The sequence below is a fragment of the Halostagnicola bangensis genome (genome assembly GCF_054653435.1).
Window position 1 is genome coordinate 570,741 of record NZ_BAAIGG010000002.1, and the last position, 26,066, is coordinate 596,806.

At 60.1% G+C, this 26,066-nt stretch carries 28 protein-coding genes and 1 pseudogene; 7 read left to right on the forward strand and 22 right to left on the reverse strand.

Translation table 11 applies throughout. From position 1 onward, the window contains the following. Positions 1-135 precede the first annotated feature (135 nt). The gene (locus ACYQ14_RS04475) at positions 136-465 is read left to right on the forward strand and encodes a HalOD1 output domain-containing protein (protein WP_459885190.1); all 330 of its coding nucleotides are present in this window, start codon (positions 136-138) and stop codon (positions 463-465) included. A 312-nt stretch (positions 466-777) separates the two neighbouring features. Then, positions 778-1,497, forward strand: coding sequence for a DUF2270 domain-containing protein (locus tag ACYQ14_RS04480; RefSeq protein ID WP_459885192.1), 720 nt, complete (start codon positions 778-780; stop codon positions 1,495-1,497). Positions 1,498-1,669: 172 nt separating this feature from the next. Here ACYQ14_RS04480 and mvaD read toward each other — a convergent pair whose 3' ends face one another. Further along, a complete protein-coding gene (mvaD, locus tag ACYQ14_RS04485; protein WP_459885194.1) occupies positions 1,670-2,656 on the reverse strand; it encodes a phosphomevalonate decarboxylase MvaD in 987 nt (328 codons plus the stop codon). A 139-nt stretch (positions 2,657-2,795) separates the two neighbouring features. Here mvaD and ACYQ14_RS04490 point away from each other — a divergent pair. Continuing rightward, a pseudogene (locus tag ACYQ14_RS04490) lies at positions 2,796-2,987 on the forward strand (methionine synthase); the annotation flags it as partial. A 136-nt stretch (positions 2,988-3,123) separates the two neighbouring features. Here the strand turns inward: ACYQ14_RS04490 and ACYQ14_RS04495 are convergent. Then, entirely contained in the window at positions 3,124-3,417 is a 294-nt protein-coding gene (locus ACYQ14_RS04495) for a type II toxin-antitoxin system RelE/ParE family toxin (protein ID WP_459885196.1), read from the reverse strand. Between the two features lie 3 nt (positions 3,418-3,420). Then, positions 3,421-3,609: an antitoxin VapB family protein gene (locus tag ACYQ14_RS04500; protein ID WP_459885198.1), complete on the reverse strand. Its 189-nt coding sequence runs from the start codon at positions 3,607-3,609 to the stop codon at positions 3,421-3,423. 240 nt (positions 3,610-3,849) lie between these two features. On the opposite strand from ACYQ14_RS04500, the gene nth reads away from it, so the two are divergent. Together nth and ACYQ14_RS04510 are read left to right on the forward strand one after the other, a co-directional pair. Then, positions 3,850-4,533, forward strand: a complete 684-nt coding sequence (gene nth / locus ACYQ14_RS04505) for an endonuclease III (protein ID WP_459885200.1) — start codon at positions 3,850-3,852, stop codon at positions 4,531-4,533. 129 nt (positions 4,534-4,662) lie between these two features. Then, a complete protein-coding gene (locus tag ACYQ14_RS04510; protein WP_459885202.1) occupies positions 4,663-4,890 on the forward strand; it encodes a hypothetical protein in 228 nt (75 codons plus the stop codon). Between the two features lie 57 nt (positions 4,891-4,947). On the opposite strand, the gene ACYQ14_RS04515 is transcribed toward ACYQ14_RS04510, so the two are convergent. Continuing rightward, a complete protein-coding gene (locus ACYQ14_RS04515; protein ID WP_459885204.1) occupies positions 4,948-5,751 on the reverse strand; it encodes an NAD(+)/NADH kinase in 804 nt (267 codons plus the stop codon). 54 nt (positions 5,752-5,805) lie between these two features. After that, a complete protein-coding gene (locus ACYQ14_RS04520; protein WP_459885206.1) occupies positions 5,806-7,113 on the reverse strand; it encodes a M28 family peptidase in 1,308 nt (435 codons plus the stop codon). 144 nt (positions 7,114-7,257) lie between these two features. Here ACYQ14_RS04520 and ACYQ14_RS04525 point away from each other — a divergent pair, with 144 nt between their 5' ends. Beyond that, entirely contained in the window at positions 7,258-8,322 is a 1,065-nt protein-coding gene (locus ACYQ14_RS04525; RefSeq protein ID WP_459885208.1) for a polyprenyl synthetase family protein, read from the forward strand. Between the two features lie 50 nt (positions 8,323-8,372). Here the strand turns inward: ACYQ14_RS04525 and ACYQ14_RS04530 are convergent, their stop codons facing one another. From ACYQ14_RS04530 to ACYQ14_RS04610, 17 genes are all read right to left on the reverse strand, one after another. After that, positions 8,373-9,104, reverse strand: a complete 732-nt coding sequence (locus ACYQ14_RS04530) for an SDR family oxidoreductase (RefSeq protein ID WP_459885210.1) — start codon at positions 9,102-9,104, stop codon at positions 8,373-8,375. Between the two features lie 74 nt (positions 9,105-9,178). Beyond that, complete coding sequence (locus tag ACYQ14_RS04535) at positions 9,179-9,985, reverse strand: CBS domain-containing protein (RefSeq protein ID WP_459885212.1); 807 nt, start codon at positions 9,983-9,985, stop codon at positions 9,179-9,181. A 111-nt stretch (positions 9,986-10,096) separates the two neighbouring features. Then, the gene (locus tag ACYQ14_RS04540) at positions 10,097-11,596 is read right to left on the reverse strand and encodes a DHH family phosphoesterase (protein WP_459885214.1); all 1,500 of its coding nucleotides are present in this window, start codon (positions 11,594-11,596) and stop codon (positions 10,097-10,099) included. 123 nt (positions 11,597-11,719) lie between these two features. Then, entirely contained in the window at positions 11,720-13,228 is a 1,509-nt protein-coding gene (locus ACYQ14_RS04545; RefSeq protein ID WP_459885216.1) for an NADH-quinone oxidoreductase subunit N, read from the reverse strand. Then, complete coding sequence (locus ACYQ14_RS04550) at positions 13,228-14,763, reverse strand: complex I subunit 4 family protein (RefSeq protein WP_459885218.1); 1,536 nt, start codon at positions 14,761-14,763, stop codon at positions 13,228-13,230. The genes ACYQ14_RS04545 and ACYQ14_RS04550 overlap by 1 nt, the downstream gene beginning before the upstream one ends. Next, the gene (gene nuoL / locus ACYQ14_RS04555; protein WP_459885220.1) at positions 14,760-16,799 is read right to left on the reverse strand and encodes an NADH-quinone oxidoreductase subunit L; all 2,040 of its coding nucleotides are present in this window, start codon (positions 16,797-16,799) and stop codon (positions 14,760-14,762) included. The genes ACYQ14_RS04550 and nuoL overlap by 4 nt, the downstream gene beginning before the upstream one ends. A 4-nt stretch (positions 16,800-16,803) precedes the next feature. Beyond that, positions 16,804-17,106: an NADH-quinone oxidoreductase subunit NuoK gene (gene nuoK / locus ACYQ14_RS04560; protein WP_459885222.1), complete on the reverse strand. Its 303-nt coding sequence runs from the start codon at positions 17,104-17,106 to the stop codon at positions 16,804-16,806. Beyond that, positions 17,103-17,567, reverse strand: coding sequence for a hypothetical protein (locus ACYQ14_RS04565; RefSeq protein ID WP_459885224.1), 465 nt, complete (start codon positions 17,565-17,567; stop codon positions 17,103-17,105). Before ACYQ14_RS04565 ends, nuoK begins: the two co-directional genes overlap by 4 nt. Further along, a complete protein-coding gene (locus ACYQ14_RS04570) occupies positions 17,564-17,839 on the reverse strand; it encodes an NADH-quinone oxidoreductase subunit J (protein WP_459885226.1) in 276 nt (91 codons plus the stop codon). The genes ACYQ14_RS04565 and ACYQ14_RS04570 overlap by 4 nt, the downstream gene beginning before the upstream one ends. Next, entirely contained in the window at positions 17,836-18,297 is a 462-nt protein-coding gene (locus ACYQ14_RS04575; RefSeq protein WP_283834261.1) for a NuoI/complex I 23 kDa subunit family protein, read from the reverse strand. Before ACYQ14_RS04575 ends, ACYQ14_RS04570 begins: the two co-directional genes overlap by 4 nt. Further along, positions 18,294-19,403 carry a complex I subunit 1/NuoH family protein gene (locus ACYQ14_RS04580; RefSeq protein ID WP_459885229.1) on the reverse strand — a complete coding sequence of 370 codons (1,110 nt, stop codon included), beginning with the start codon at positions 19,401-19,403 and terminating at the stop codon, positions 18,294-18,296. Before ACYQ14_RS04580 ends, ACYQ14_RS04575 begins: the two co-directional genes overlap by 4 nt. Further along, positions 19,400-21,058, reverse strand: coding sequence for an NADH-quinone oxidoreductase subunit D (locus ACYQ14_RS04585; RefSeq protein ID WP_459885231.1), 1,659 nt, complete (start codon positions 21,056-21,058; stop codon positions 19,400-19,402). Before ACYQ14_RS04585 ends, ACYQ14_RS04580 begins: the two co-directional genes overlap by 4 nt. Next, positions 21,055-21,759 carry an NADH-quinone oxidoreductase subunit B gene (locus ACYQ14_RS04590; RefSeq protein WP_459885233.1) on the reverse strand — a complete coding sequence of 235 codons (705 nt, stop codon included), beginning with the start codon at positions 21,757-21,759 and terminating at the stop codon, positions 21,055-21,057. The genes ACYQ14_RS04585 and ACYQ14_RS04590 overlap by 4 nt, the downstream gene beginning before the upstream one ends. After that, complete coding sequence (locus ACYQ14_RS04595) at positions 21,756-22,169, reverse strand: NADH-quinone oxidoreductase subunit A (RefSeq protein WP_283834973.1); 414 nt, start codon at positions 22,167-22,169, stop codon at positions 21,756-21,758. The genes ACYQ14_RS04590 and ACYQ14_RS04595 overlap by 4 nt, the downstream gene beginning before the upstream one ends. Before the next feature lie 200 nt (positions 22,170-22,369). Beyond that, complete coding sequence (locus ACYQ14_RS04600; protein ID WP_459885235.1) at positions 22,370-23,008, reverse strand: AIR carboxylase family protein; 639 nt, start codon at positions 23,006-23,008, stop codon at positions 22,370-22,372. A 26-nt stretch (positions 23,009-23,034) separates the two neighbouring features. Then, a complete protein-coding gene (locus ACYQ14_RS04605; RefSeq protein WP_459885237.1) occupies positions 23,035-24,249 on the reverse strand; it encodes a 5-(carboxyamino)imidazole ribonucleotide synthase in 1,215 nt (404 codons plus the stop codon). Between the two features lie 180 nt (positions 24,250-24,429). After that, positions 24,430-24,606, reverse strand: coding sequence for a hypothetical protein (locus ACYQ14_RS04610; RefSeq protein WP_459885239.1), 177 nt, complete (start codon positions 24,604-24,606; stop codon positions 24,430-24,432). A gap of 445 nt (positions 24,607-25,051) precedes the next feature. Between ACYQ14_RS04610 and ACYQ14_RS04615 the strand changes: the two genes are divergently transcribed. After that, a complete protein-coding gene (locus ACYQ14_RS04615; RefSeq protein ID WP_459885241.1) occupies positions 25,052-26,065 on the forward strand; it encodes an ABC transporter ATP-binding protein in 1,014 nt (337 codons plus the stop codon). The last annotated feature ends 1 nt before the right edge of the window (position 26,066 follow it).

Sequence of the window (26,066 nt, forward strand, 5' to 3'; positions counted from 1 at the left end):
GGTCAGTTGCCATGACTGGATTACTTCTCCGCGGGCTTAAACATCCCGTCCGACAGACGAATCGAAGTCGAAGACAGCTACCCGCCGCTCATGGACTATCAGCTGTTGGTCACGTGCTCGGGGTGAGTGCAAACGATGACCTCGTCGACGACCGATCTGGTCGTGGATATCGTTCGAACGCTCGAGAAACAGGGCGTCCCTCGAGACTCCTACCAGGTCGCCAGCGAGTTCGACCCGGAGGCGCTCGCGCGGTTGGTCGATTCCGGCGGAAGTACGGTTGAAGTCCGTCTCGAAGTTCAGGGCGTGTCGCTCGTCGTGACGAATCTGGGCGCTCGGGTGACCGACGAGGAGCCGTCGACACACCCCGAGTGTGGGGTCCCGGTCACCGCAGTCGTCCAGCTCGTTCCAGATTGTCATAACGCGTACCCCTGTGGCTGTCGGGTTCGGGGCGATTTGCTCGAGTAGCGCTTGCTCGAGTAAGACTCGAGTCGCAGACCGTCGTCGTTACGCAGGTCGTCAGTACCAGTAGATAGTAGCCCGGTTTCGTTTTTGCTCGGCATGTGAAACCGGCGGTCAGTATAGGCGAACGATGTAATATAACGGATTGGAATCTACCCAAACCCATGAGTTCAGCACGCCAACTTCGTTTGTTTCGCGCTGAATCCATTGAATCAGTCGTTCAATAACCATGCGTACTGTGCAACATTCTCCAGTACATGACACTCAGATTATGCTGTCACCATAACTGCTTATGGAGCGAGGAGATGTCTCTTCTCTATGACCGATTCGAGTAGCGACGAGTTCGACCCAAAAGCACCAGACCAACGGGAAATCGGCCGCGAAATGGTTGACGACAGTACGGGACTCGGTTCGGTGATGGCCCACGCCTATCGCGGAGAGATAGACCGAGTGGGGACGTGGCGCCAGCGCCTCGACGAGACGACGACGTGGGCGGTGACGCTGATGGCAGCAATCTTGACGTGGGCGTTTTCGAGTACCGATAACCCACACTATATCTTGCTAATTGGGATCGTCGTCGTCACCATCTTTCTGGGCGTCGAAGCCCGGCGGTACCGGGACTACGATGTCTTTCGCTCTCGTGCTCGAGTCATCCAAGAGAACCTGTTCGCAAACGCCCTCGATCCGTCCCAGGGCACTGAAAGTCACGACTGGCGAGCGGAACTGAGCAGGGACTATCGCAGGCCGACGCTGAAAGTCTCGGTATACGAAGCACTCGCAAACCGGCTCCGGCGTGTGTACCTTGCTCTGCTCAGTGTCATATTTATCGCGTGGGTCTTCAGGATTACAGCGTTCGCGCCGCGCCAAGACTGGCTGACAACCGCTGGAATCGCCCGTATCCCCGGGATTGCTGTGGTTGCCATTGTGGGTGTGTTCTACGTCGTATTGCTGGCCGTCACCTTCTGGCCCCACGAGCGCCATGCCAAGGGTGAATTCCGTGAGGGGGACCCGGACGATTGGAAAGAGACAGACAGTTGATATTCAACCGGCGCTAAAGCGCGAGGTTTTGCGCCTGTTCATCTCATAATATGAATTTCGTCGTTTTATTCGCACCTACAGTGAACACTCGAGAGCCGTTCCAAGTTGAGCACTCAACAACGGAGAGAACGCACCGAAAACCGCCATCGGCAGTATCGCTCTCGAGCCCCCCTCAGAACAACTGCTCGTCCTCGGCCTCGAGCAACTGTGCAGGGCCGCCGACGCCCCAGACCATCGTCTCGACGCCACAGTCTGCGACTTCTTCCTCGACGCGGTCGGCGTGTTCCTCGGTCGTGTTGACGTAGACGCTCGCGCCGGTATCGGTCGAGAAGTAAACCGGGATATCCTCCTCTTCGCGGAGCTTTCGGACGCGGTTGAATATCTCGAGCGTTGCCGGTTGCCAGTACACCCAGCCCGAGGGTCCGGTCATCGTCGTCGCAGCCAGCGACAGCGAGTCGTGCTCAGCGAGGGAGAACGCGGCGTCGAAGTCGGCGTTGTGAAGCGCGTCGCGCATCTCCGCGATCTGGCCGTGGATGTGAGCGTTTCGGGCCTGGAACATGTGACTGTCGGCGGCCTCGTTGTGTGCGTCTTCGGTCTCTTTGTGATACGGCACGAGCCCGACGACTGTCTTTAGGTCGTCCTCGAGATCCGTTTCGATGCGACGGGAGCGACAGTCCTCGTCGTTTAGCCCGGTGTAGAGCTGGGAAAAGGCTCCCGTCACCGCTCGAGCGGCCGATGCCGAGCCGACTCGAGCGATCGTCGAGATCTCCTCGCGGTCGGCCTCGATGCCGGCGGCGGCCGAAAGCGCCATCGCGGCCGCGGCGAACCCGGACGAAGACGAGCCGAGCCCGACGTTCGTCTGGAAGTCGTTCTCGCTCACCAGTCGAACTGGCTCCTCGGCGTGAGCGGCATCGGCCTTCGAGCGGACCTTCTCGAGGACCGCGTCGACACGTTCGGCGGCGCGTCCCTCGAGTTCCTCGCCGTCGACGACGTACGTGTCCTCGTCGTAGTCGGCCGAGAACTCGGCCGTAGTTTTGGTGTGGCTCGGTGCGGTACAGACGCTGATACTGTCATGATACGGAAGGCGCTCGATATCGTCGCGCATCCCGTGATACTTCACCAGCCCCTGAATCGGGTGGGCCAAGGCCGTGGCTTTCATATCCTGACTGGCGAGTGACGGCCGCTTAAAGGTCACGGGATGGTGTGGAAAGCGGTTCCTTTCGTGAACCTGACCTGTAGTGACTGAATGCGGCTTACTGATCGGTCTGTAGTCGTCTCGACCAGTATCGGGACCCAGCGAAGACATCGAACGGGGCCTCGAGGTCGTCCCGCCGGAGCGGCTGACGATCAGTCCGGACTGCGGTCTGAAGCTCCTCCCCCGAGAGATCGCCTTCGGCAAGATGGAGAACATGGTCCAGGCGGCTCGAGCGGTCGAAGCCGAACTCGACGCCGGAACGCTCGGAGTTCCGGGTATCAGTATCGACGATTGATCTGTGGGTTGTGAATAGTAACAAACTCAGGTACGCGACCCGTGCTGGTAACAGGAATGTCCACGTCCACTGAGATGGGCTAGTGTGAGACGGTTTCAGATCCGAGAACCACTACCTCCCACCCCTCTTTAAGAGGTCAGTGGCCGTATCGGTCATGAGCTTCGTCAATCGGCAAGATCTCGCGAACACGGACTTTACTGTCGTCCTCGTGAACCGTATAAAATGCTGTGTACGTACGTCCGATATGCATCCGATACATTTCTCGTCCATCGATTGTGAGGTTCTCACGATCACCGCGACCTGCGCCCGGTTGAGCATACGGTTCGTCAAAATGTTTTCCGAGATTGTTGCGAACGATTCTATTGCTTTTCTCGTCGGCCGTAGTGAGAAACTCACGTGGCTGATCACCTAATAGAACAGCATACGACATTACTCAAACCTCGTCGAGAGGTACATACTCGTCGTCGTCAGTCCGTTCGAGCATTTCCTGTAGGTTCTGTTTCTGTCGCGCTTCGATAAGGTCTTGAATCACGTCATCCCACGTCTCACCTGATCCTTTGAACTGCCCGAGTTGTTCGAACGTGTCTTCACGGACCGGAAGCCGTTTGTCTGCCTTGGACATCTTAATAGGGTTTACAACCTTGCACATGACAAGCATGTCGACCATCCAATGAGTGGAGGACAGCGAACAAGTCACTGACTACTACAGGAGGTCACAGATTATGACTGGAGATTTTCTCCTAATTTTAAATTGGCGCGTTTCCACCCTCTCAGACCAGCCAAAACCACTATTCGACGGCCGAACCGACTCGACCCGACCCGAAATCCGAATGCTGAAAGCCCGACAGTCCAAGCGGTCGCTATGGGAACGCCACGCGAGACCCGTACCGACCAGGCCGAGGAGATCGTCGATCGGTTAGAAGAGACCTACCCCGACTCGACGATCTCGCTTCGGTACTCGAACCGCCTCGAGTTGCTGATCGCGGTCATCCTCTCGGCCCAATGTACCGACGAGCGGGTCAACAAGGAGACCAAGCCGCTGTTCGAGACCTACGACGGCCCCGAAGAGTACGCGAACGCGCCACAGGAGGAACTCGCCGAGGCGCTGAACTCCATCACCTACTACAACAACAAGGCGGAGTACATTCGCAACGCCTGTGAGAAGATCGTCGAGGAACACGGCGGCGAGGTTCCGGATACGATGAGCGATCTGACGGACCTGCCCGGCGTGGGCCGAAAAACGGCGAACGTCGTCCTTCAGCACGGCCACGATATCGTCGAAGGGATCGTCGTCGATACCCACGTCCAGCGCCTCTCGAGGCGGCTGGGAATCACGGAAGAAACCTATCCCGAACGAATCGAGGAGGACCTGATCGAAATCATTCCCGAGGACGACTGGCAACAGTTTACACACCTTTGCATCGATCACGGGCGAGCGACCTGTTCCGCGCAGAACCCGGATTGTGGAGACTGCGTGCTCGCGGATATCTGTCCGTCGGAGAAAGGCGACAGCGAGGTCGATCTGGCCTCCGGCGAGCCCTGGTAGTTGGATCGGTACTCGATACCAAAAGCGAACCTGACTCGAGCGAGCGGTATTATCAAGCGCGGGGTTGCATACTCAGGCCCAAGGCCTTTTCTGCGGAGTAGGGTACACCCAGGATACGAGGTGACTACTATGCCCGAAAAAGACGAGCACGGCCGAGATGTCGAACTGGCAAAGGAGGACCCCGAGGCCGAGGACGACGACGACGAACTCACCGAGGAAGAAAAGGAGGCCCGCGAACGTCAGGACGAAGAGCAGCGTCGACAGGATATCGAACACAAATCCGTCGAACGCGAAAACGACGCTCGAGAACACGAAAATCCCGACAACCACCGAGACGAGGAGCCGTTCAACAGCTAACCAGACACTGGGAAATCTTCGGTCAGCAGTAGTTGATCCCTCTCCTTTCTTGCAGAACTAGCTCTCAAGAACAGTACCGTCCGGGATCACGAGCGTCGATAGCGATCCGCCCGCCGTGATTTCGACGCGCCTGTCTGCAGAAATCGTCTCGAGCGTTCGACCGTCGACCGACACCGACACGGCGTCCTCGTTGCGTTCGATCGAGAGCGACAGGCTATCGTTCGGGAGCACCCAGCGGTCGGTGTGCGTGTCGAACGGTGCGATCGGTGCCACGACGACGGCGTCGACCGCCGAGGAAAGTATCGGCCCGTCGACCGCGTTGGCGTACCCGTGACTACCCGCGGGCGTCGCGACGACGACGCCGTCGGCGCGAAACTGCGCGACCGGTTCGGACCGAGCCTTTACGCCGTACTCGGAGATTCTGGCGGGTTCGTCGGTCGCCAGCGTGACGTCGTACAGCGCCTGCTTGGATTTTCCGCCGCCGATATCGACATCGAGAATCGAGTGCTCGTCCTCGAGTGCGTCCCCATCGAGAACGGCTCTGATCGCATCCGAAAGGACATCCGAAGCGACACTTTCGATACCGGCGTCACAGTCGACCGGAAGAACGGGAATCTCGAGGAAGTCGACCGTCTGAACCAGTTCGTACAGCGAATCGTCCCCCAACGCGACGACGAGCGACGGGTTCGCCGCACGGACCGTTTCGACCGAGCCGGCGACGACCGATCCGTCGTACTCGGCGGCGAGTTTCTCGAGGTCGTTCCGGTCTCGAGTCCCCTCCAGTCCGTCCGACGAATCCGCATTGGTGTCGACAACGCCGACAACCGGCTCGCTGCCCGCAGTCCATGCGACGGAATCCATGCGATTCACTTCCGGGGGCCCGACCAAAAACGTGCGGATGTGGGCCCGATACGCTCACTCGTCGTAAGGCCAATCGCCCGTAACCTGCATCCCTTCGGCCAGGTTCTGTTCCTCGAGGTCGTCGGCCATCGCCTCGGGCGTTCTGTGCTCGACCGTCGCGTCTCCCGCGAGGTGGACGACGAGATCAGTCAACAACACGGCCTGCTCGCGAAGATTGCGTTTCTCGAGTTTCTCGAGCGTGTCGGCGAAGGTGTGGCCCCAGCCCCGGCCGACATCTTCGGACGTGCTCTTGGCGTGATAACCGGGAACGCCCCACTGAACGAACGGCCAGTGATCGCTGTGCGGACCGAGGCCTGGATCCGTTTCGATCGGGTGATCGTACCGATCCGCGATCGTCTCTACTGCCGACTCGAGGCCCGAAAAGCCGTGGGTCGTCAGCGAGAGTGTTCTGTCGCCGACGACGCCGTCGTTGTTGACGATGGCGATGATCTCGTCGTGATCCGCCTGCTCGGCGTGATATTCCGAACCGACCAGCCCAACCTCCTCCGCGCCGTAGGCGACGAACTCGACGCGCGTCTCGAGGTCGTCTTCGCGCTCGGCGAGTGCGTTCGCGATTTCGACGACCATCGCGGTGCCAGCGCCGTTGTCCAGCGCGCCTTCGGCGATATCGTGGGCGTCGACGTGGCTCGTGACGAGCACTCGCTCGTCGGACCCCGGACCGAGTTCTGCGTGGACGTTCTGGCTCGTCGCCTCGTCGATTTCGGCTTCGACGCTGACCTCGATCTCTTTGCCAGCGAACCGGCGGGCGAGACGCGCGCCGACTTCGCTCGAGACGCCGACAGCAGGGATCTCACCGATCGGATCCTCCGGCGTCCCGACGCTTCCAGTCGGCGGCAGACAGCCCTCAACGTGGTTGCGGTAGACGAATCCGACGGCCCCGTTGTCGACCGCATGATAGTATTTCTCTCGCCGGTGGACGTACCGTTCGTAGTGGTCAGGAATGTCGCTCCTGACCATGACGACCTTGCCCTCGATATCCGCGTCCGAGAACGATTCTGGCAAACCATACTCGAGGTCGACCAGTTCGGCGGAAACGGTCTCGGACGGGCTTCGCGGCAGCGCAATCGACGACTGCTCGATACCGCCCGCCGCGATCGAACTCCCGTTTCGAGTCCAGCCCTGAATGTCGAACTCCTCGAGACGCGCGTTTCGCGCGCCAGCCTCGGAGAGGGCTTCTCGGGTCAGTTCCGCGCCCTCGCGCTCGCCGTCGCTTCCGGCCATTCGGTTCCCGGTATCGACCAGTTCCTCGAGATGGTCCCAGCCGATGTCGCTCGTGAACGTCTCTCCGATCCACGTACTCATGGGGCTACGTACGCACTCGAGGGCGTAATCCTTCGGGAAGGCGAAGCCACCGATAGCGTAACGATCACGAACCAGTGTTAGCGATACGTAGCGTCCGAGGGCGGAACTGAATCTTTTTGAGGGCTGTCCGTCTGGGTTGAACGTATGCGGAAGACGCTCGCCGAATGGCGGCCCGCGATCGACGAAGCAATCGCCGAGGTGTTACCACGAGAGATTGACGAGGCGTATCTCGAGTCGTATTTCGGCGAGCCAAGCTTCGAGTATGACCCGGAGGCAATCCAGTGTGCACTTTCGGACCCGCTCTGGGAACTGCTCGATAGAGGGGGAAAACGTTGGCGTGCCGTTCTCTTTTTGGTCTTTATCGATGCGTTCATGAAGGATCCGAAGGACTACCTGCCCTACGCCTGCATTCCGGAAATCCTCCACAACGGAACGATCATCGTCGACGATGTCGAGGACGAGGCATCGGTTCGCCGCGGTGAGCCCGCCTTACACCACATATACGGCCAGGACGTCGCGCTCAACGCGGGCAACGCGATGTACTTTCTGCCGCTAAAAATCCTGCAGAACAATCCGGCTAACCTTCCGGCGGACCAACAACTCGCCGCCTACGAGATGCTCACCGCCGAACTCAACCGGACTCACCTCGGCCAGGGAATGGACATCTGTTGGCATAACGAACGCGAGGTCAACATCACGCGAGAGCAGTACCTCGAGATGTGTGCCTGCAAAACCGGCTGTCTCGGTCGAATCGTCGCCCGATTGGCCGCAATCTGTACGGACCAACCGGCTGACATCGAAGAGGCGGTCGCCGAGTACGCCGAACTCACCGCCGTCGCCTTCCAGATCGGCGACGACATCCTCGACGTGGAGAACTCGCTGGGACGCGCGGGTGACTTCGGTAAGGAGTTCGGAAACGACATTCGCGAAGGGAAAAAGACGCTGCTCGTCCTCCACGCGATCGAGGAAAGCGACACGGCGACCGCCCAGCGACTCGAGGAAATACTCGTCGCCGATGCGAACACCGAAGACGACATTCTCGAGGCGCTTTCGATCCTCGAGGAAGCTGGGAGTGTCGACTTCGCCCGCAACCGTGCACTGGCGCTCGCCGAGACCGCACGAGACAGTATCGAGGAACTCGATCTCGATCCGGAGCCAAAGCGAAAGCTCCTCGAATTCACCGAGTTCGTCGTCGAACGCGACACCTGATAGATCGGAGGCAAATGTCCCGTTCGGTCAGAGGCGAACGTTCCCTTCGGTCAGAAGCGAACGTCCTGTTCGGTATCAAGCCGGTCGAACTGCCACGGGATTTCGACGAGGTTTTTCGGGGTTCCGGCCAATCCGTCCCGAGCGACGACCTCGAGCGTTCTATTTCGAGCCTCCGGCGTAAAAGCCGACGAAGCCATGATCTGGGCGACGTCTCCTCGCGGAATCGTTCCGTAGAGCGTATCCCCGCCCTCCCCGACGAGGACGTCGTTTCGCGGCGGCTCGTTCGTCAACTTTCCGGGCCGAACGATCGTGTATCCGAGCCCCGACTGGCGAATAGCCGACTCCGCATCCTGTTTTGCGGCCAGCGTTGCCCGGATCGCCAGCCGCCCGAGGCGAGGCATTCGTTTCCGAGAACTTCCGACGCCGATCGCACTCTGGAAGACGAAGTGGGTAACATCCGCCCCGATTGACGCCGTAACGAGATTGATAACCCCCGTTCGATCGACGAGTTTACCGCCGATAACGTGACGAATACTCGGCGGTGTTCCGACCGCACAGCAAACGATGTCACAGTCCTGGACAGCCCGTACCGCGTCCGCCGGTTCGAAGAGATCCGCGACGACGACTTCGTCGGCACCGAGTCGCTCGAGTTCGTCGACGTTCGCGTATGAGCGCGTGGTCGCTCTGACCTGGAGGTCGGTCGGACGGAACACCGAGAGGAGTTCCCGGCCAGTCTCTCCGCTCGCACCTACGATGAGTACACGGTCGCCGGTTGATGACATACGCTCCGTACCCGCTCGACGAGCATAATCCTGCGCAGCAGTTCGATATACGGACCGTCGGGAACAACGACCTGTTACCCTTCGTCGGGTTGAAGCCGTTCCGTCGTCTCGACGAGCGGATGACGCGCGTAGTCGACCACGTCGATATCCTCGATCCCTTCGAGCTCTTCTTTGGCCGCCGTCTTCGCCATTCCGAGGTCGATGTTCTGGTCGACGACGATGACGTACGCGTCCATCTCGTCGATCGCCAGGCGATCCGCTGCAAGAACGCGGTGGTGGCCGTCCGCCAACAGCAACGTCCCGTTGTTGTCGATGACGACGAGCGGTTCGGCTAGTCCGTGCTCAAGTTCATATCGCCTCCCCTCGAGTTCGTCGGCGTAAACCCGTCCCTGCGTCGGGATCAGATCGTACAGCGGGACCGTTCGCCGCTCCTGGGAGAGCTCTATCTCGTGAATCTGTTCTAAGGTTCGCATCAGCTTCCCGACCTTTTCGGGGGTCGCTCGTTCGATCTGACTGCGAATCACGTCGGCGTTCGAAATGATACCGACGAGATTGCCGGCGTCGTCGACGACCGGGAGCTTCTGAATGCCCGACCGGAGGATGACCCGAGCGGCGTCGGTCACTTTCATCTCGGGGTGTGCGACAAGGAGGTCGGTCGTCATCACCTTGAAGATCGGCTCGTCGTCGTCGGCCAGGAGAAGATCGCGCGCACTGACGAACCCTTCGACGCGCCGACGTTCACAGACGGGAAATCCGCTGTGTTCGTCGCTCTCGGCGATTCGAGATGCAACGTCCAACACGGTTGAATCGGGCGAAACCGTTTCCACTTCCCGTGTCATATACTCTTTGACCGGCGGTTTCCCCTCCGAGACAACGTCCATACCGATCCGTTCGGCGTCGGGGCGCAAAAGTACTGTCTTCTCGGCGTTCTCGTTACCGCGGACACTCCTCAGCGTTCTCGTTACTGCGGACACTCACAGTCGACAAGGAACCTACGCCGATTCGCCGTCGTTTGGTCCGCTCTCTCCCGGCTGGAACAACCATTCGCTCGTCCGATCGTAGGCCCCGACGGGCGTCCCCGGCCGCGTCCGGATCGCTTCGAAGAACCGATCCGTGATTACCTCCTCGATAACGCTGAAAATCGAGTTCAGTTCGGCCTCGCCGTCCGCTCCACCGAGAATCCCGATCTCGAGTTGCGCGCCTGCCATATCGGCGTGGCCGCCGGCGCTTCCGATCGGGTCGAACGCGTCCCGAAGCGTCTCACCGAGGTCGACGTTACTCGCTCGAGAGCGGGCAGACAGGAACACCATCTCGTCGCGAAAGCCGAAGACGAGCGTCGTACTTACGCCCTCCATCGCGAGGAGTTGATCCGCCGCCTGCGGTAACGCATCGCGGTCGCCGATTCGGCCGACGCCCGCGACGGCCACCGACTCGCGTTGTTCCCGGTTCTTGATCGCCTTGGCGATCACCTCGAGCGTATCGCCGCCGATCGTCGGCTGTTCGATCTGGGAAATTTTGGTCGTATCCACGACCGGTAACAGCGTCGATGCCGCCTGAAAGTCCATCGCCGATACTTCGCGTGTGAAATCGTTCGTATCGATGCGAATGCCGTACAGCAACGCCGTCGCGATTCGCGGGTCGATGTCCAGCTCGAATCGATCGAGGTATTCGGTGAGAATCGTACTCGTCGCACCGGCGCTTTCGCGGAGGTCGACGAACTCGCCTGCAATCGGGCCGCGGGGCGGATGATGGTCGATAACGATATCGACGTGAAGTTCCTCCGGTAGCTGGTCGTTCACGCCGGGGCGGGCGTGATCGACGAGTGCGAACGCGGAGTAATCCCCGAGCGGGTCGTCCCGTTCGAAGTTCGTCAGATCCAAATCGAGCAGGTTCACCATCGCGCGGTTTTCCTGGTGGGAAATCTCTCCGAAGTAACAGGCGTCCGCCTCGAGTCCGACCAACTCTGCAATGTTCACGAGCGCAACCGCGCTCGCAATTGCGTCGGGGTCCGGGTTGTCGTGCATGAAGACGCCGAGGCGCCCGTCGATCTTCGACAGCTGCGATCGAAGATCGATCGCGTTCTTGGCGGACGAACTCGCCGATTTGTCGATGATGTCGTCGGCCAGCGCCGCCGCCGGGTCGACGACTCTGTCCGCGCGGGACTCGAAGGCCTCTCGATCGGTCGGGCTCGCGTTTCCGCCGAGATAGGCGACGATTAACGACTCCGGAAACTGGTCGCGGGCTGTCTCGAGTGCGGCTCGGTTGACGTCGGTGCGGTCGCTCGCGATGAAAATTTCGTCCGGCATCTCGAGTGCAGACAGGACAGAACGGTCGGTTGGATCCTCGTGACGCGCGGGTATGCTCTCGTCTCGGAGCGTTTCGACGAGGTTTGGGACGTCCGCGATGACAAGCAATCGGTCGTCGTGCTCTGCGAGTTGCTCAACGATAGGCTGGCCGACGGTCCCACAGCCGAGCACGAGCCGAAAAACCATACCGCGGCTTGCCACTCTGGAAGGTAAAAGCTACCGGGTTTCATACGGCCTGCTGTAACTATTTACCGGCGCAGCCTCGAATCGTCCCGCGATTGCGCCAAAATTGACTTACAGCGGTCCGTATCAGGCTACGACCGCGGCGGCCGCGTCAACGGCGGCGTCGGCGACCGGACCGAAGCCGGGTAGAACGACGACCGTCATCACGGCCGCGAAAACGATCGCGGCGTAGAGCCCGACCGGCTGCGAGAGCGACTCGCGCTCGAGGACCGGTTCTTCGATCCAGAGCGCCTTGACGAGTCGCGAGTAGTAATACAGTGAGAGCGCGCTGTTGATCACGAGCGCCGCGGCGACGAACAGCAGTCCCGCATCGATCGAAGCGGTGAACAGGAAGTACTTGCTGAAGAACCCGCCAAAGGGCGGGATTCCTGCGAGACTGAACATGAACACCGTCATCGCGACGCAGGCGATCGGCGCTTTCGCCGAGAGTCCGTTGTAGTCCTCGAAGGTCCGTCCGATGCCCCAGTGTTCGGCCAGGCCGACGAACAGGAACGCGCCCGTGTTCATGAAGCCGTAGACGAACAGGTGCATCAAGGCCGCACCCATGACGACGTCGTTCGCGCCGGCTCCGAGTCCGGCTAATCCGATCAGTGCGTAGCCGGCGTGACCGACCGAGGAGTACGCGAGCATCCGCTTGACGTTGTTCTGGGTCGCCGCGGCGAAGTTCCCGATCGTCATCGTCACGATCGCGAGGATGATAAAGGCGACCGTCCAGTCGACGCCGATGACCGACGCCGTCGGCTCGAGCGGGAACGCGGTCGTAAACACGCGGAAGGCGATCACGAAGCCGGCGGCCTTGGAGGCCGAGGAGAGAAACGCCGCGATCGGTGCTGGTGCCCCCTCGTAGGCTTCGGGTGCCCAGAAGTGGAACGGGACGCTCGCGGTCTTGAACGCGAAGCCGCCGATCAACATCAGGATGCCAAGCCCCAGAAGCGGCCCGTAGTCGGCGTCGAGGTTCTCCGCAATCGCGTCGAGTTGCATGAAGCCGGTTGCGCCGTAGACGAGGCTGATCCCGTAGACAAAGATTGCAGAGGACAGCGCGCCGATCAGGAAGTACTTGAGCCCGCCCTCGATGCTCCCGCGGTTGTCCTTGAGGATCGAAACCAGCGCGTAGGAGGGGAGACTCGCCAGCTCGAGGGCGATGAAGATCGTGACGAGGCTGTTCGAGGCGGCCATCGTCGCCATCCCCGTCGCGGCGAGCAACGTGAGCGTGTAGTACTCGGCCTGGTAGGTGTGGCCCTTCATGTAGTCGTAGCTCGCGATCGACACCAGCGAGGTGACGACCGTGACGACGACGATGAAAAACAACGCGAGCTGATCGACGACGAGTTGGCCGTCGAAGAGCGAAATCGCTCCGAAGCCGCCGTCGGCCTGGGGCGTTCCGACGCCCGCGAGCAAGAACCAGACGGCGACGGCGAGTGCGGCGAGCGAGCCCGCGGTCGTCGTTCCGGCGAGGAACGCGCGGTTCGTCGTTCGCGGATTGATGCTATCGAAGACGAAAAGCACCATGGCCGAAAGCACCAGGATGTACACCGGTGCCAACGCGGCCCACTCGGACAGTTCGATCGGGAACATCAGTGCTCACCTCCGTGCTCTAAGATCGGATCAACTGCGTCTGTTATCATGTCGAAGATCAACTCCGGTGCGACGCCGAGCGCGATGATAATCGCGAGCAACACGAACATCGGCGCGATGTCGTGTAGCGGAGCGCGACCGACGTCGTAGTCGGTTTCTAGCTCGTAGGGTCCAAAGACCGCTCGCTGGAGCGCAAACAGCAGGTAACCGGCCACGATGACGATGCCGAACATCGCCAGCGCGGTGAAGATCGGCGCGTACTCGAGGAACTCGGAGCCAAAGGCCCCAAAGAAGATGAAGTACTCGGCGGCGAAGCCGCTCATCAGCGGGAGGCCCATGTAGGCGAACGACCCCGCGATGAGCACGCCGACGGCGATCGGCATCTTGTCTGCCATCCCGGACATATCCGTGAGCATCCGGGTGTGGGTCGCGTTGTAGATGACGCCGACCGCCATGAACATCAGTCCCGAGATGAGTCCGTGCGAGACCATCTGGAAGGTCGCACCGCCGATGCCGAACTGGGTGAACGCGATCAATCCGAGGATCACGTAGCCCATCGAGGAAACCGAGGAGTACGCGACGACGCGTTTGAGATCGGTCTGTGCGAGCGCCAGCAGTGCACCGTATATCACGCTGATGACGGCGATAACGGCGATCGGAATCGCGAACGTGCTGATGACCTCGTCGGGGAACATCGTGAAGTTGAATCGCAACAGTGCGTAGGTCCCCATCTTCAGCAGAACGCCGGCCAGCAGCACCGACGCGGGGGTCGGCGCTTCGACGTGGGCGTCCGGTAGCCACGTGTGGAACGGCACAATTGGGACCTTCACCGCGAATCCGAGGAACATCGCGAGGAAGACCGCCGATGCGAGCGACGTGCCGCCGAGACCGAAGATTTCGGCCTGCGGACCGCCGTTAAGCATCGCGTTTGTCACGTCGGGCAGGGCAAACGTCGTTATGTCGAGGCTGAAGACGAGTGCGATGAACGCACCGAACATCACCAGCGACGCCACGTTCGTGTAGACGAAGAACTTGATCGCAGCGTACTTCCGGCGCGGGCCGCCCCAGATCCCGATTAGCAGATACATCGGAATGAGGACCGCCTCCCAGAAGATAAACCAGAGGAAGAAATCCAGCGCCGCGAAGACGCCGATCAGGTTCGCCTCGATGAAGAGGACGAGCCCGTAGAACTGCGACTCCCGATCGTCGATCGGGGTCCACGAACTCACGATGGCGAGCGTGGTCAGTATCGTCGTCAGCACGACCAGTGGCAGGCTGATACCGTCCAGCCCGACGAACCACGAAATCGTGTACTCGCCGAACTGGATCCACTCCGCGCTAGATTCGAACGCGATCGTCCCGCCGTCTGCGAGCAAAGCGTTCCCGCTCCCATCGAACGCGGTCAACAGGTAGACACTCAGCGCCGCCGGAACGAGGCTGATCGCGAACGCGAGTTTACCCGCGATTCGATTCGGCGCGACGAACGTGACCAGTGCACCGACCAGTGCGACTCCGATCAGTAACTCAAGCATCATAGGAACCACCCTCCGTAGACGCCGAGTACGAGCAATAGCCCGATGAACCCGGCAACCAACAGCGCCGCATAGTTCGTCACGAGACCCGTCTGAATGCGTTTGAGCCAGCTACTGCCAAAGAGGCTCACGCTCGAGACGCCGTTGACGACCCCGTCGATCACCGTCTGATCGAACCGGTCGGCCGCTCGAGCGACGGGCAAGGTCACGCCCTCCGCGAGCCAGACCTGCACCTCGTCCTGATAGTAGTTGTTCCGGAACACGTCCCGAGCGCCACCCAGTCGCTGGGTGTGCTCTTTTGGCTCTGGAACGTTGTACAGCTTCCATGCCAGCCCCGCTCCGCTGAAGGCCAGTCCGAGCGAGAGCGCGGCGGCCACGAGCAGGGTCGTCTCCTCAGCGCCGCCGATCAGTCCCGTTTCGTACGGTAACATGTCGCCGTAGAAGCCGTAGGTCAGCTCCTCGAGTCCGCCGTACTCGCCGTCGAGCCAGCCCTCGAGGAACATGATGTCCATATCGAGGAGCTTGCCGACGGGTGCGAGGTTCGCGACGCCCGCCACCAGCGAGAGAACGCCGAGGACGACCAACGGTGCCTTGACGCTCCACCCGATTCCGTGCGGATCTTCCGCGGCGTCCGATCGTGGCTCGCCGTGGAAGGTGAGAAACACCATGCGGAAGGTGTAGAATCCGGTGAAGAAGACGGCGAGAAGGCCCATCGCGTAGGCCGCGAGGAAGACGTTGCTCTCGAGGCCGAGAATTATCGCATCGTAGAGGATCTCGTCTTTCGACCAGAAACCCGAGAACGGGATGATCCCGGCGAGCGCGAGCGCACCCGCGAGGAACGTGTAGTAGGTTACGGGTGCCTTGTCCTTCAGCCCGCCCATCTTCCACATGTTCTGCTCGTGGTGCATCAGGATGATGACCGCACCGGCCCCGAGGAACAGGAGCGCCTTGAAGAAGGCGTGGTTCATCAGGTGGAACACGCCGGCGACGTAGCCGCCGACGCCGAGGCCGAGCATCATGTAGCCGTACTGGCTGATCGTCGAGTACGCCAGCACCTGTTTGATGTCGTCTTTGACGACCGCCATCGTCGCCGCGAACAGCGCCGTAAAGCCGCCGACGAAGGCGATAATCGCGAGTGCGCTCGGCGAGAGCGCGTAGTAGCCGAACATCCGTGCGACGAGGTAGACGCCAGCCGCGACCATCGTCGCCGCGTGGATGAGCGCCGAGACGGTCGTCGGACCTTCCATCGCGTCGGGAAGCCAGGTGTGGAGCGGGAACTGTGCGGATTTCCCGATCACGCCGCCTAACACGAGCAAACCGGTGATCGTAATCCACGTTTCGGCGTCGAAGCCGAACAGCGTCTCGCCGCCGTCGAGGGCGGCTTCGGCTTCGGCGACGAACGAGCCGTCACCCGCGAACGCGAGCGTCCCGAACGTCGCGCCGATGGCGACGACGCCGATCAGGAAGAAGTAGTCACCAAAGCGGGTGACCAAAAACGCCTTCTTCGCGGCCGAGGGTGCGGACTTCGTTCGGAACCAAAAGCCGATCAGAAGGTACGAACAGAGCCCGACCAGCTCGAAGAACATGAACGCCATCAGCAGGTTGTCCGCGAAGACGAACGCGAGCATGCTGAACGTAAAGAGCCCGAGTTCGGCGTAGTATCGCGGCAGTCCTTTCTCGCCTTCGGCGTTCATGTAGCCGAGGCTGAAGACGTGGACGAGCAGCGCGATCAGCGAGACGATGACGAGCATCAGCGCCGAAAGCGGATCGATCAGGATCCCGAACGTGAACGAGATTCCCTCGGCGGCCGTGTGGCCCGCCGTGTCGCCGACCGCCCATTCGTAGTACGTTTCGTGGTGTACCTCGCCGCTCGCGACGGCCGCGAGCATCAACAGCGAGAGACCGAGCGAGCCGGCCGTCGCGAAGATACCCGCGATGGCGCCCTTCTTCGGCATCGCATCGCCGAAGACGAGTGCGACGACGAACGCCGCAAGCGGGAGCAGTGCTATCGCCGGTGCGTATGTAAAGAACTCTTCCATCGTCTTACCACCTCATCTGCGACGGGACCGTGACGTCGACGTCACGGAAGTTGCGATACAGTACCAGGATAATACCGAGACCGACGGCCACCTCCGCGGCGGCCAACGCTATCGTAAACAATGCGAAGATTTGTCCCGTGATGTTGCCGTGATAGAACGCGAACGCGACCAGGTTAATGTTCGCCGCGTTGAGCATCAACTCGACGGACATCAGGAACATCAACGCGTTTCGTCGGGTGAGCACGCCGAAGAGCCCGATACAGAACAGGGCCATCGACAGCACGATGTAGTGTTCGATACCGATCACGCGTCCTCACCTCCGTCGGTCTGGACGGACCCATCGTCCGTCGGTCTCGATCCGGATCGGAACTCGGCATCATCATCGGTAACCGAGGCGATGTTGCCGCGCCGACCCGCGTTTACACCAGTCGATTGACTCGAGAGCGCCGCGACCGGCTCGCCCTCGTCTTCGCGTTTCGCGAGGACGAGCGCGGCGTCCAGTGCGGCGTCCAAGACGATGGCGACCAGGAAGAACGAAACGAGGAACGGTTCGGTGTTCCCCATCGATCCCTCGGTCGACTGTAGCGGCTCGAGATCGAACAGCGCGTAACCGATCTCGGAGGTGATCGAGATCCCGTCCGGGAATCCCTGCATCGTTCCGGTAAAGGTGGTGTTCAACACGATCGCCGTCATCATGCCGAACAGCGCGATTGCGAGCACGCCCGGTAGGAGGAACGAACCCACTCTGAGTTCGGGTCGTGTCGTCATGACTGTGTCACCTCCTGCTCGTCGATCTCGTCCGTGTCACGTTGGGTCAACATGACCGCGAACGTGATGAGGATGAGTACGCCGCCGATGTAGACGAGGATTTGCATCATCGCCATGAACTCCGCGGCGAGCATGACGTAGTACACCGCGATACTCAGCAGGGAGATGCCAAGCATGAGCGCCGAGTGCCACGGATCTTTGAAGAGAACGACGCCGAGCGCACTCGAGAGGGTGATGATCGCGAACAGATAGAACGCGATCGCCTCCATCATTGGTAATCGACCTCCCCTTCACCGTCGCCGATCCAGGCGCCCCGATCGGGTTCTCGGGACTCGAGCGGATCGATGTCCTTGTACCACGGAACGGCTTTGAGTTGTTCTTTGTTGTAGACGAGATCGTTCTTCGTATCGCCCGTAAATTCGAAGTTCTGGGTGAGCAAGATCGCGTCAACGGGACAGACCTCCTCGCAGAGGCGACAGTAGATACACTGTCCAATGTGGAGGTTGTACTGTTCGCCGTTTCGTTTGTCGTCCATCACGATCTGAATCGTGTCGTTCGGACAGACGTTCTCACACTGGCGACACCAGATACAGCGCTCCTGGCTAAACTTGTGGACGCCGCGGAATCGCGGCGAAACGTCCGGCGCAGTCTCGGGGTACTCCACGGTGAACGTAGAGCCATCCAGTGCGTGTTTCATCGTCGTTGCCATCGATTTGAGTATCCCAATCATGCTATCAGCCCCACGATTACCGCGGTGAGCACAAGATTTGCAAACGAAAGGACCAGCAGGCCCTTCCAACCGATTTCGATTAACTGGTCGATCCTGACTCGAGGCACTGCCGAACGGAGCCACTGGGTCAGCATGAACACGCCCCAGATCTTTATCAGGAACCAGACGATCCCTAACTGCTCAGGTCCGGGTCCGGCCGGTCCGCCGAGGAAGATCGTCGCGATAATCGCTCCGCCGAGGAAAATGTGTAAGAACTCCCCGAGGTAGATCAGGACAAAGTAGACCGAGGAGTACTCGGTCTGGTAGCCGGCGACGATCTCGGTCGGTGCCTCCGGCGTGTCGAACGGATTCCGCCCGATCTCCGCGAAGTTCGCCACCAGGAAGAGGACGAACGCGAACGGGTTGACGAGCGCGTACCAGGCCGGAATCGAGACGATTCCGAGATCGAGTAACGTCTGCGTCTGGGCGTCGACGATCGTACTCATCTGCAGGGAGCCGGCGAAAATGACGACCGACATCCCCGTGACGACGAGCGGAATCTCGTAGGCGACGTTCTGTGCAACAGCGCGCAGGCCGCCGAGCATCGAGTACTTGTTCGCCGACGCGTAGCCGGCCATCACCAATCCGAGGCTGGCGATTCCAGCGATGGCGAAGACGAACACCAGTCCGACTTCGGGATCCGCGAGTTGAACGCCGCTGCCCATCGGAATCACCGCGAATCCGAGCATCGCCGAGGATGCGACGACGATCGGCGCGAGGTCGTAGGCCGGTCGATCGGCGTCTTCCGGAATAATATTCTCCTTTGAGAGGAGCCGAACGGCGTCGGCGACAATGATGAACAAACCGGCAGGACCGGCTCGGTTGACCGCAATTCGATCCGTGAACGCGGCGGTAATCTTTCGTTTCGCCCACGGACCGGCGACGCCGGTCATCGCGAGCATCAGGTTGCCGACGAGAAACGCGGCGAGAAACGCCGCGGTCAGTTCGCCGGCCGCACCGAATTCGCCGAGTCCGGTGATGTCGCTGATCCGTTCTGGGAGGAGGGGCTCGCCGACTTGCAGTGGGTCGCCGATCGGCGACGGTTCCGCAGTCGCTCCCCGGCTCATCGATCCACCTCGCCGAGGACGATGTCGAGGCTGCCAAGCGACGCGATCAGGTCAGGGATGTACTCGCCCTGGACCATCTGCTCGAGCGCCGAGAGGTTGTGGAAACACGGACTGCGGATCTTGAACCGGCCGGGTTTGTCCGTCCCGTCCGATCGGATGTAGATGCCGAGTTCGCCTTTCGCGCCTTCGACGGCGCGGTAGACTTCCGTGTCCGCATCCGGTTTGAGGGTCCGTGGGACGTTCGCCTGGACCTCTCGTTCGTCTTCGGGCCACTCCTCGAGCAAGTCGAGACACTGTTCGATGATCTTCGCGGATTCCTCGACTTCCTGCATGCGGACGAGCACGCGCGAGTAGTTGTCACAGCCATCTTCGGTGACGACGTCCCACTCCAAGTTCTCGTAGTAGCCGTAGGGGTCGTCTCGACGAAGGTCGATATCGACGCCGGAACCTCGAGCGACGGGTCCGGTACAGCCGTACTCCTTGGCGACCTCGGGCTCGAGAATTCCCGTGTCGACACAGCGAATCTGGAAGATCTCGTTCGAAGTGATGAGATCGTTGTACTCGTCGACTTTCGCCGGAAGTTCGTCGAGGAAGTCGCGCGTCTGTGCGATGAACTCCTCGCGTGGTTCCGGCAGATCCCAGGCGACGCCGCCGAGCCGGAAGTAGTTGAACATCAGCCGCTGACCGGTGAGATCCTCGAGAATGTCCTGAACGACCTCCCGGTCACGGAACGCATACTGGAAGACGGCCGTAAAGTCGCCGTAAACGTCCAGTGCGAACGTGCCCAGCGCCAGCATGTGCGAGGCGATCCGACAGAGTTCGGCACCCATTGTCCGGATGACCTGCGCGTATTCGGGCACCTCGATATCCGCTAAATCCTCGGCCGCTCGAGCGTAGGCCCACTCGTTGAGCAGACCGGACGAAACGTAGTCCCAGCGGTCGGGATAGGGCATGATCTGGTGGCGGTAGGTTCCCTGCTGGCACATCTGTTCCTCACAGCGGTGGAGATAGCCAATGTCGGGGTCGACGTCGAGGACGGTTTCGCCGTCTAGCACTGCCTTGATGTGGAGCACGCCGTGTGTCGCCGGGTGGTGCGGACCGACGTTCAGGAACATCGTGTCCGACTCCGAATCGACGTGATCCGGCTGAATCGGGTTTTCGTGCTCCGAGAGCGTAACGAGCTGTGGTTTCGTCTGGTCGTAATCGTTCGAGAGCGGGTGTCCCTGCCACGTCTCCGGAAGGAGTATTCGTCGCGGGTCAGGGTGACCCTCGTAGTCGATGCCAACGAGGTCGAACGCCTCGCGTTCGTGCCAGTCGGCGGTCCGAAAGACCGGCTCTGCGGACTGGCTGACGGGCTGGTCGAGGGTTGTCGGCACGACGATGCTGACCTCCTGTGTCGGATCGACGTACTTTTTCAGGTGGTAGATCGACTCGTATCGATCCTGGTACTGCTGTGCGGTGAGACAGGAGAGGTGATCGAACCCTGCCTCATCACGCAGATCGAAGAGCACGTCTTGGACGTCGTCCGGGTTGATGACGAACCCTGGCGCGTTCAGGTGATCGTCGCGACCAATCGCCCGGTCGCCGATCAGCGCCTCGAGTTCGTCTTCGGTGACGTCGGCGTCCTGCGGTCGTGGTTCGATTTCGGTACTCATGGTGAATCAGCCCAATTATAACGCATGACGAGATCCTCCTCGTCGATGTCGTCGGCCAGTTTCTGCACGAGTTCGTCCTTCGGTAGATCGCCGAACTGCTCGAGTTCGTACGGCTTGACGACGACGGGTGACGATTCGCCGTTTTTGATCCGCTCTTGTAGCTTCGCGACGCCATAGATGAGCGCCTCGGGTCGGGGCGGACAGCCGGGAACGTGGATGTCGACCGGGATGATCTCCTCGGCACCCTTGACGACGTTATACCCTTCCTGGAAGGGGCCACCGGAGATCGTACACGAACCCATCCCGACGACGAACTTCGGTTCGGGCATCTGATCGTAGACGCGTTTCATCCGCGGACCGAACTTCGAGACGATCGTCCCGGGGACGATCATCACGTCGGCCTGTCGCGGTGACGCACGCGGGACACCTGCACCGAACCGGTCGAGATCGTGTTTGATCGCGTACGTGTGAATCATCTCGATGCTACAGCAGGCGATCCCGAACTGTAGCATGAACATCGAGTTTCCCCGAACCCAGTTCATGAACTGGTCGAACTTCGTGAGGATAAACGGCGACGCGCCGAATGCCTCCCGAAGCTTCGAGTTGAATCGATTGTCGAGTCCCTCTCCCATCCGCGCTTCTCGAGTGTCGGTCGAGGGGGCTGTACTGTCGTAGATCTGTTGACGTGGTTCGTTGCTCATGGTCGATCAGCCTCCGCTTCGACCTGGAACGGACTTCGTGCCCACTGTACTGCACCGCTGCGCCACGCCCAGGCGAGTCCGACGAGGAGTATTGCGACGAATATCAGCATCGGACCGAGTATCTCGGCGAGAGAGACGGCATCCGATTCGACGGCATCCAGGTAGACGACCGCCCACGGGAACAGCAGGACGGTTTCGATGTCAAAGATGAGAAAGAGAAGTGCGACCATGTAGTACTGGATGTTAAAGCGGATGCGTGTCCCGCCGGTCGGGACCTCGCCACTCTCGTAGGTGGCGCGTTTGCTCGTTTCGGGTACGCTGGGTCTGATGAGATACGAAACCGCCATCATGCCGAGCGGAATCAGTAATCCCACGAACGCCAGCATCCCCACAGCGATCCATTCATTCATCTCCGTAACGTTCGGAGGTTCAAACCGCATGCATATAAGGGTTGATTCTTTGGGTTTCCGGTATATTTAGCGGCAAACGGGCCCCTGTACGGGTTTTAAAGATGAACAATCATCCAAAAACGCCAACGTCGTTATTTTCGGTGGTAATATCTTATTACTGGTTCAGCCGTTGATGCGTTACAGATTCACAGATTGATGGACTACTGGCTCTCGGACTGATATTCTGAGACACCACCGTCGTGAATCTCTCGAGAAACCGTTCCAACCTCGGATTGGAGCGACTCGTGGTAGGAGACGAGTCGGTCGCGGACATCGTCGTACTGCCGTGCGAGAATCTGGGCGGCAGACAGCGCGGCGTTAAAGGACTTCCCCGCGTCGACCGCGACCAGCGGTGCCCCCGTGGGCATGCCGATGACGCTGTCGACGGATTTCTCCTGTACCGGGACGCCAATAACGGGGAGCGGATACGCGATCGAGGCCGTCATATTCGGCAGGTCTGCGGATTTACCACCCGCGCCCGCAATGATCACCTCGAGGCCGCGGTCTTCTGCAGTTTCGGCGTACGCGGTCATGAGGTCGGGCGTTCGGTGTGCAGAAGTCACGTACGTCTCGAAGGAAAAGCGTTCGTCTGGCGCACTCTCGTAATCAGTCTGCTCTCCGAACCCGAGTTCGTCGACTAGCGCGTCGTAGGCGCCGGGACGACGACCGCCGGTCATCATCACCTCGAGGTCCGAATCGCTTCCCATGACGATACCGATGTCCGGGGTCTTTTCGGTTGGTCTATCCTGCGCCGCTTCGTCGTGCAGCCGTTCGATGAGGGTTTCCACAGAGTCTGCCATTGGGTCAGGTAGCGCGTTCGAGGTAGTTAGTCGATCCGAAACGTCACCGCGTTCCGCAGGCTCCGAGCCGTCTCGAGGTGGGACTCGAGGAGAGCTTCGTCAGTTGGCTCCCCATCTTCGGACGCGAATTCGTCATCGTCGTCGACCCGCCCACGCGCACTCACTGTAATATGTCCCATCTTCCGTAGCGGCCGAACCTCTCGCTTACCGTACCAGTGAAGGTGAGCCGCCGGGGTCTCGAGAATCCGTTCGACGTTTTGCAGGGTCGCTTCCCGTTCCTCGTCGACGTCACCCAGCAAATTCGTCGAAACGGTCGGCGCGCGAAGGCCGGTCGATCCGAGCGGCCAGCCCAACACGGCTCGAACGTGCTGTTCGAACTGCGAGCTGTGTGCACCTTCGATCGACCAGTGACCGGAGTTGTGCGGTCGCGGGGCGATTTCGTTCAGGAGCAGTTTGCCGTCGGGCGTTTCGAACAGCTCGATTCCGTAAACGCCCCGTCCGTCCATCACCTCGAGAACGTCCGTCGCGAGGGCTTTGGCCCGCTCTCGAGTGTCGGGATCCGAACGGGCGGGAACGAGCGTCTCCCGCAAAATTTCGTCTTCGTGGACGTTTTCGCCGACGGGGAACGACGCAGTCTCGCCGTACCCCTTGACGGCGATGACCGAAATCTCCCGCGCGAAGTCCACGAACGATTCGACCATCGCAGGGCCGGCGACCGATTCGAGGGCCGCATCCGCGTCGGCTTTCGACTCGACGGGGACGTTTCCGCGGCCGTCGTACCCGCCGGTTCGCGCCTTGAGCATTACCGGTGCGCCGTAGTCGTCGATCGCTTCGCGGATGTCGGCCGCGTCCTCGACGGCGCGGAACGGCGGAACCGAGATGCCGGCATCCTCGAGTTCGCGTTTCTGGACGAGCTTGTCGTGGATTGTCTCGAGCGTTCCCGGACGCGGGTGGACCGCCGTGTCCGTCTCCTCGCTCACTCGCTCGAGTACTTTCTGATCGGCGAGTTCGATCTCGAACGTGAGGACGTCGGCTCGTTGCGCGAGTTGGCGAATCCCCTCCTCGTCGTCGAACTCGGCGACGATCTGGTCTCGTGCGAGCGGTGCTGCTGGACAGTCTGGCGTCGGATCCAGAACAATAACCTCCACGCCGAGCGGGCCGGCCGCTTCGGCGAGCATCCGTCCGAGTTGGCCGCCGCCGACGACCCCGAGCGTCGGTCCGGGCGACTGTAACGTCGTCATCGGGCGGTCATTAACGCCGACTGCGTTTAAGAATTAGTGATTCGCGTTCCGCTTTGCTACCGGAGTCAAACCATGCATGTCGTTGGTCGTTTCGACCGTGTCGGTGACCGTTGCTCCCGCAGTCAGTCCTCGAGTGGCGGATCAACAAAACAAAATAGCCGCTCGACCGGTCGATTCGGTTCAGCAGCTACAGGAAAACGGCGCGCTCGTCGTGGTTGTAACGGTGACCGTCGTCGTGGTCGTAATCGTATCGTTGGCTCGGATCGGAGCGAGTTCGCGAATGTCGAACTCCGAATCGAAGTCGGCTTTCATTGCTTCAAAACCGCCAATCGTATTCTGGACTGTGGACATAGTCATTCTATTATTCATATTACTAACAATTAAAACTCTCGTATATATGAGTCGAAAATATTTGGGGTGCTGTTGCGATCGTCGTCAGAAAATGGGAGATTGCGTTAGTCAACCGTTCCGGTGGTAGTCGTCGTGGTAACAGTCGTCCACGTCGTGAGTTGGATGGTCGGATTCGACGCGGTATCCGGTTCGAACGTCGAATCGAACTGACTCTTCAGGGTGACTGATCCATCGATCGCATCTATATCTTGGTTTACAACTGCCATAACCAGATAGAAAATATAGGGGGAGAGAGACTTAAATCATTCTATCAATCTCAGAAATAACAGGGTTTGGCAAATGTCCCGTAATCGCATCGAATACACCGCACTATGTGTACCACTATCTCATAAGCAGATATATTTAACACTACTAATAAATATTAAATGCATGGATGAATATAGTTTAATATATGAACGGCGAGGCAGAAGTTTCGAATCGATATCCGGCAGACGAATCCCGTTCCCGCGGCCGGTCCGAGACGGTCGTATCCGTTGACGGGATAACGAAATCGTACGGCACCGGTTCGGATACCGTCACCGCGGTAGACGGGGTCTCGTTTGAAGTCGAAGAAGGAACTGTCGTCGGCCTGCTCGGCCCGAACGGCGCCGGAAAAACGACGACCATCAAAATGCTTCTGGGTCTCGTTCGACCAAGTGACGGCGTCGCCCGACTCTGTGGAACCGACGTCGAGGAGTCTCCCGAAACGGTGTACCGGTCGGTGGCGGCGATGCTCGAGGGGGCACGAAATATTTATTGGCGACTGATAGTTCGTGAGAACGTCCGATTTTTCGCCCGCCTCGGGGACGAACCGGCTGACCCGGATCGAGTCGATCGGGTCATTTCGCAGGTCGGTCTCGAATCGAAAGCCGACACCACCGTCAACGAACTCTCGCGAGGAATGAAACAAAAGGCGTCGCTGGCGTGTACGCTCGTTCGGGAGACTCCGATCGTGTTTCTCGACGAACCAACGCTCGGGCTCGACGTCGAGAATTCGTTGGAGTTGCGCCAGGAACTTCGGCAACTGGTCACTCGAGACAGCCGGACAGTGCTCCTCTCGAGTCACGACATGCAAGTAATAGAGGCGGTCTGTGATCGTGTTATCATCCTGAACGAGGGTGAAATACTCGCCAACGACACTGTCGAAAATCTCCTGGACGTCTTTCACACCCAGACCTTTCGCATCACCGTTCGGGGCCAACTATCGACCGACGTCCAGACCGAACTGACCGAGCGATTCGGCGCCACTCGGTGGACCGGTCGCGGTGATCGTCACCGCTTCGAGACGACCGCCGTGCGGGGAAACGAGTTCTACGCGATGATGGACGTTCTTCGGGAGTCGTCGACGACGTTCGTGTCCGTTGACACCGTCGAACCGGACCTCGAAGAGGTCTTCTTGCACATCATCGACGACGGTGAGGTGTAGT